This window comes from Pseudoroseomonas cervicalis ATCC 49957 (assembly GCF_000164635.1).
GTDB lineage: Bacteria > Pseudomonadota > Alphaproteobacteria > Acetobacterales > Acetobacteraceae > Pseudoroseomonas > Pseudoroseomonas cervicalis.
Genome location: NZ_GG770777.1, coordinates 1,310,089 through 1,315,483, shown reverse-complemented (window position 1 = coordinate 1,315,483; position 5,395 = coordinate 1,310,089). Strand labels below are relative to the sequence as shown.

General features: G+C 71.6%; 7 protein-coding genes. 2 read left to right on the top strand and 5 right to left on the bottom strand.

Features of this window, described 5'->3' with window-relative positions; translation table 11 throughout:
* A partial coding sequence (locus HMPREF0731_RS25020) for a hypothetical protein (RefSeq protein WP_211207883.1) occupies positions 1 to 422 on the bottom strand: 422 nt, incomplete at its 3' end.
* Positions 423 to 533: 111 nt separating this feature from the next.
* Between HMPREF0731_RS25020 and HMPREF0731_RS26065 the strand changes: the two genes are divergently transcribed.
* Both HMPREF0731_RS26065 and HMPREF0731_RS23060 read left to right on the top strand, forming a co-directional pair.
* On the top strand, positions 534 to 1,133 hold the full coding sequence (locus HMPREF0731_RS26065) for a hypothetical protein (RefSeq protein WP_245538248.1): 600 nt from the start codon (positions 534 to 536) through the stop codon (positions 1,131 to 1,133).
* Positions 1,134 to 1,251: 118 nt separating this feature from the next.
* On the top strand, positions 1,252 to 2,190 hold the full coding sequence (locus tag HMPREF0731_RS23060) for an FkbM family methyltransferase (protein WP_007003095.1): 939 nt from the start codon (positions 1,252 to 1,254) through the stop codon (positions 2,188 to 2,190).
* A 38-nt stretch (positions 2,191 to 2,228) separates the two neighbouring features.
* On the opposite strand, the gene HMPREF0731_RS05680 is transcribed toward HMPREF0731_RS23060, so the two are convergent.
* The 4 genes from HMPREF0731_RS05680 to HMPREF0731_RS05665 form a co-directional block, all read right to left on the bottom strand.
* Positions 2,229 to 2,807 carry a histidine phosphatase family protein gene (locus tag HMPREF0731_RS05680; protein ID WP_007003094.1) on the bottom strand — a complete coding sequence of 193 codons (579 nt, stop codon included), beginning with the start codon at positions 2,805 to 2,807 and terminating at the stop codon, positions 2,229 to 2,231.
* On the bottom strand, positions 2,807 to 3,427 hold the full coding sequence (locus tag HMPREF0731_RS05675; RefSeq protein ID WP_007003093.1) for a glutathione S-transferase family protein: 621 nt from the start codon (positions 3,425 to 3,427) through the stop codon (positions 2,807 to 2,809). Before HMPREF0731_RS05675 ends, HMPREF0731_RS05680 begins: the two co-directional genes overlap by 1 nt.
* Positions 3,428 to 3,647: 220 nt before the next feature.
* Positions 3,648 to 4,118: a GNAT family N-acetyltransferase gene (locus HMPREF0731_RS23055; RefSeq protein ID WP_051014661.1), complete on the bottom strand. Its 471-nt coding sequence runs from the start codon at positions 4,116 to 4,118 to the stop codon at positions 3,648 to 3,650.
* A 10-nt stretch (positions 4,119 to 4,128) separates the two neighbouring features.
* Positions 4,129 to 5,061 carry a ribose-phosphate pyrophosphokinase gene (locus HMPREF0731_RS05665; RefSeq protein ID WP_007003092.1) on the bottom strand — a complete coding sequence of 311 codons (933 nt, stop codon included), beginning with the start codon at positions 5,059 to 5,061 and terminating at the stop codon, positions 4,129 to 4,131.
* Positions 5,062 to 5,395 lie beyond the last annotated feature (334 nt).

Below are 5,395 nucleotides of genomic sequence, written 5' to 3'. Positions count from 1 at the left end.
AAGCAGCCGGCCGGCCGCGTCCCCCGCGGCGCCAGGCGCGGGTCGAGGGGGAGACGCGGCCCGATCGCCAGGGCGCGCTGCAGGCCGAGCCGCCGCCCATGCTTCAGCACGCCGAAGCCCCCCATGCCGAGCCCGTAGCCCAGCCGAAGCGGCCGCCCCAGCCCGGCCACCGCCATCGCCGCGCGGGCCATGGAGGGCGTCGGATACCAGTTGGCCCGTTTCGCCACGAAGCCCAGCGCGTCGAGGCCGAGCCGCGCCGCCTGCCCGGCCTGCCAGAACCCCCGGCCATCCGCCCCCGCCTGCCGCCCGGCGAAGCTGACCAGCGTGTAGGCCGAGCCGCCCGGATGGTGCAGCACCCGGATCTCGTCATCCTCGTAGACGACCGCCGGCGGCGGGGCGGCGATGGCGGGCGGTGCGGTCATGGCAAGGGCCAGCATAGCGGTTCGTGGAGCGACCTGGCAGGGCGGCCGTGCCGGCAACCCGGCGCTCCGGCGGCGGTTTCTCCGGCAAGGCAAGAGCAGAGGAATGATGCCATGCGCGCGACGACGACGCTGATGCTGCTGGCGATGACCATGGGGCCGGCCGCCGCCCTGGCGCAGGGCGCCGCCCCGGCGCGGAGCGAGGCGGGGGAAAGCGCGGTGCAGAACAACGCCGCCACCCGCGCCCTGGACCGCGCGGCGGGCACCAATGTCTCCGGCGCCTATCCGCAGCAGGCGGATGGCACGCCGGGCAACCCGCCGGGCACCGCCGCCAGCCGCGCCCTCGACCGCGCCGCCGGCACCAACCTGTCGGGCGCCTATCCGCAGAATGCCGACGGCACGCCGGGCAACCCGCCCGGCACGGCGGCGGAGCGCGGCCTGGGTGCCCAGGCGCAGAACGACACCGGGCGCGGCGCGACATCGGGCGGCGGCACGGCCGAGACGCTGCGCGGCCCCAACGCGCAGAGCGGCACCGCCAACAACAGCGGCCGGCACAACACGGCGCCGAATCCGAATGCCGACAATTCGGCCCTGGTGCCGCAGAGCCACCGCAGCCAGACCCCGGGCCCCAGCTCGAACAGCCCGACCGAGGGGCCCTCGCTGGAGCAGCGCAGCGTGCCGCCGACGGAGCGGCCCGACCAGACCCGGCGCTGATCCGCGCCGCCATCCCGCCCCGGGCGGGGCCGCGTTGCGGCGCGCCGCACGCCCCCCTAGCATTCTCCTTGCGCTACCGGCATGACGCCGGTGGCGTTGGCGAGAAGGGTGGCTGGGCATGGTCGAGGATGAAGCGGCGGATCGCATCGCGCGGCTGGAGGAGCGGCTGGAGCGCATGGAGGCGCTGCTCTCCCGCCGGCTGGACCGCCTCGGCCAGCGGCTGGAGGAGATCGGCGCCACGCTGCAGAACCGCACCGCCCGGCTGGTGCACGCCCAGGCGATCTATCTGGGCGACCACACCGCGCTGACCTTCCTGGAGAATGGCCAGCGCATCTATGTCGACACGCTGAGCCGCGACATCGGCGTCCACCTGCTGGCCCAGGGCCGCTGGGAGAGCCACACCCTGGCGCTGTTCCGCCGCCTGGTGCGGCCGGGCGAGTGCGTGCTCGACCTCGGCGCCAATCACGGCGTCTATGCGTTGCAGGCGGCGCAGGCCACCGGCCCCACCGGGCAGGTGCATGCCTTCGAGCCCAATCCGCGCCTCGCCGAGCTGGCGGCCGCCTCGCTCTCGGCCAATGCCTACAGCTGGGCCAAGCTGCACCGGGTGGCGGTGGGCGACGCGACCGGCGAGGCGGAGCTGACCTTCAACCCGAAAAGCTCCGGCGGCGGCAACATCCATCCCGGCCGCGGCCCCGCCAAGGCGGAGCGGCTGACGGTGAGGATGGTGGCGCTGGACGAGTTCTTCACCGATCCCTCCTTCCGCATCGACGTGATGAAGATGGATGTCGAGGGCTATGAGGGCCGTGCGCTGCGCGGCATGGCGAAGCTGCTGGAGCGCTCGCCCGACCTGCGGATGATCATGGAATTCTCGCCGGCGCTGCTGGCGCGCGGCGGCGTCAAGGCGCCGGAGGTGGCGGCGCAGCTACAGGCGCTCGGCCTGAACCTCTGGAAGATCGACGGCCGCGGCCAGCTGGAGGAGCGCAGCTGGGACTGGATGGCCAGCACCGACACCGGCCTGACCAACGTGCTGGTCGCCCGCGCGGCGCCGGGCGCCTGAGGCCGCCGGGCGGCGGGGAGCCCCGCCGCCCGCCGCCGTCAATCGAGCGGCAGCGGCTCGAAGCGCCAGGCGGTCTCGCCCGGCGCGGGGGGGGTCACCCACATCGGCAGGGCGTTGGGGGTGCGGACATTGGCCGGCAGCCCGGCCTCCGCCCGGAAGGCGCGCCACAGCGCGCCATGCGCCACCACCAGCACCGGCCCGGGCAGGTCCAGGCAATGGTTGATCGCCGCCACCGTGCGGGCGCGCAACTGAGAAAAGCTCTCGGCGCCCTCGGGGGTGAAGCGGCCTTCCACCCAGTCGTCGAACCAGCCGGCCATGGGCTGGCCTTCCTGCACGCCGAAGGAGACCTCGCGCAGCGCGTCATGGATCGCGACCTCGCGCCCCAGCACCCGCGCCGCCGCCTCCGCCGTGTGGCGGGCGCGGCTGAGCGGGGAGGCGATGATGGTCGCGATCTCCTTGCCCGCCAGGGCGCGGGCCGCCCGCTCCGCCTGGGCGATGCCGACCTCGTTCAGCGGGATGTCGACATTGCCCTGGGACAGGCCGCGCGCGTTCCAGTCCGTCTCGCCATGGCGGAGGAACCAGAAGGGCTTGCGGGTGAGCGGGGCGGCCTGCGGCATCAGGCCAGCCCCTCGCTGGCCATGGCGCGCTGCACGGCGGGGCGGGCCAGCATGCGCTCGAAATGCGCCTGCACCTTCGGCGGCAGGTCCATGTTCATGCGCTTCACCGCCCAGTACTCGACCACGAACAGCGCCGAATCGGCGATCGAGTAGCCCGAGGGCAGCACCCACTCACCGCCCTGCCACTGCTTCTCGACCGTGGCGAAGCCCTTGGCGGCCAGGTCCCAGCCCTGCTGCTTCACCGCGGCGTGGTCGGCCTCGCTGGGGGCGAAGCGGGCCTGGTTGAACAGGCGGGAGAAGCCCTGCGGGTGGATGGTGCCGGTGACGAAATCGACCATCTCCAGCGCCCGGGCCTGGCCCTCGGCATCGGCGGGCAGCAGCCCGGCGCCGGGGTTGCTGGCGGCCAGCCAGAAGGCGATGGCGGTGTACTGCGTCAGCACCGAGCCATCGTCGCGCACCAGGGTCGGCACCTTGCCCTTGGGGTTCAGCGCCTGGAACTCCGGCGTCTGCAGGGCGCCTTCCTTGATGGGGGAGCGCACCGCCTCGAAGGGCTGGCCGATCTCCTCCAGGACGACATGGATGCCGAGCGAGCAGGCGCCGGGCGAGTAGTAGAGCTTCATGGCGTTGTTCCCATCTCCGGGCCGGATGGCCGTCGGGGAGGGAGGATCATCTCGGCGCGGGGGCGGTGCAAGCCCCCCAGGCAAGGGAAGGGAAGGGTTCTTTTTTGAAAAAAAGAACCAAAAAACTTCTGTCAGCTGGTGTCCCGCCTATGGCCCCAGGCGGGGCGCCAAACAGAAAAAAGTCTTTTTTGCTTCTTTTTTCTTCAGAAAAAAGAAGGTCTTAAAGCTGCTTGATCATCTCATGCGTGTAATGCGCGAAGCCGAAGCGCCGGTAGGCGGCTTCCGCCCCGTCATTCCCCGCCAGCACGCCGATCAGCAGGCGCTTCAGCCCGCGCGCGCGGGTCAGGCGCTCGGCCTCCTCCAGCAAGGCGCGGCCGATTCCCGTGCCGCGATGGCTCTCGCGCACGAAGAGATCGGCGACATAGCCGTGCTCGCGCTCGGCCACGAAGGGCAGGTGCTGGCCGAAGGTCAGGAAGAGATGGCCGACCACGGCGCCCTCCACCTCGGCCACCAGGGCGTGGCCCTGGCTGGCGGCGATACGGCCGAGCACATGGTCCAGCGTCTCGCGCGCGCCCGCCTCGTCGGTGCGGCGGTCGCCGGCGATGGCGTGCTCGAAGCGGTTCAGGCCGAGGGTCTGCGCGAGCAGGGCCTCCCGGTCCGCATCCCGGGCGGGACGGATCAGGAAGCCCATGCGCCGATCCTCAGTTGAACAGGGTGGAGACCGAGCTTTCCTCGGAGATGCGGCGCACCGCCTCGGCCAGCAGCGGCGCGATGGTCAGCTGCCGGATGTTGGAGGAGACGCGCACCGCCTCGGTCGCCTGGATGCTGTCGGTGACCACCATCTGCTCGATATTGGCGGCGCCGATGCGCGCCACCGCGCCGCCCGAGAACACGCCATGCGTGACATAGACGCTGGCCGAGCGGGCGCCGTTCTTCAGCAGCGCGTCGGCGGCGTTGCACAGGGTGCCGCCCGAATCGACGATGTCATCGACCAGGATGCAGTCGCGGCCCTCGACATCGCCGATGACGTTCATCACCTCGGAGACGCCGGCGCGCGGGCGGCGCTTGTCGATGATGGCCAGGTCGGTGTGCAGCCGCGCGGCGATGGCGCGGGCGCGCACCACGCCGCCGACATCGGGGGAGACGACCATCAGGTCGCGGCCCTTGTAGCGCTCCAGGATGTCGCGGGCGAAGAGCGGCGCGGCGAACAGGTTGTCCACAGGGATGTCGAAGAAGCCCTGGATCTGGCCGGCATGCAGGTCGAGGGTCAGCACGCGGTCGGCGCCGGCCTCGACGATCAGGTTGGCCACCAGCTTGGCGGAGATCGGGGTGCGGGAGCCGGACTTCCGGTCCTGCCGGGCATAGCCGAAATACGGGATGACCGCGGTGATGCGCCGCGCCGAGCTGCGCTTCAGCGCATCCATCGTGATCAGCAGCTCCATCAGATTGTCATTCGCCGGGTAGGAGGTGCTCTGCACCACGAACACGTCCTCGCCGCGGACATTCTCGTGGATCTCCACGAACACTTCCATATCGGCGAAGCGGCGGATGGAAGCCTGCGTCAGCGGCAGGTTCAGCGCGGCGGCCACCGCCTCGGCGAGGGGGCGGTTGCTGTTGCAGGCGACGATCTTCATGGAGGCGGCATCTCCGGGCGGCGGGACCCTGGGCGAAGTCGGGCTGGGCAAAAACCGCCCGTCGGGAACGCGCGCGTGGTAGCAACGTGACGGTGGTATGTCCATCGTGCAGCGCCGCCGCCGCCATGCGGAGGCTGCGATTCCGGCCTGCACGCCGTTCCGCTTGCCAGAAATGATACTTTATAACATACCATTCGCATGGTTCTTCTGAGCGAAGCCTGGCTGGCGCCACCCCCGCTCGGCCCCTGCGTCATCGCCGGGGCCTGGCCGGACGCGCTGGCGGAAATCCTGCGGCCGGCGGCGCAGCTGGCGCTCTGGCCGCGCCCCCTGCCGC

Coding starts and splice junctions, on each gene's coding strand:
- HMPREF0731_RS05680 (WP_007003094.1), bottom strand. CDS start 2,807: ATGCCGCAGGCCGCCCCGCTCACCCGCAAGCCCTTCTGGTTCCTCCGC.
- HMPREF0731_RS26065 (WP_245538248.1), top strand. CDS start 534: ATGCGCGCGACGACGACGCTGATGCTGCTGGCGATGACCATGGGGCCG.
- HMPREF0731_RS05675 (WP_007003093.1), bottom strand. CDS start 3,427: ATGAAGCTCTACTACTCGCCCGGCGCCTGCTCGCTCGGCATCCATGTC.
- HMPREF0731_RS23060 (WP_007003095.1), top strand. CDS start 1,252: ATGGTCGAGGATGAAGCGGCGGATCGCATCGCGCGGCTGGAGGAGCGG.
- HMPREF0731_RS05665 (WP_007003092.1), bottom strand. CDS start 5,061: ATGAAGATCGTCGCCTGCAACAGCAACCGCCCCCTCGCCGAGGCGGTG.
- HMPREF0731_RS23055 (WP_051014661.1), bottom strand. CDS start 4,118: ATGGGCTTCCTGATCCGTCCCGCCCGGGATGCGGACCGGGAGGCCCTG.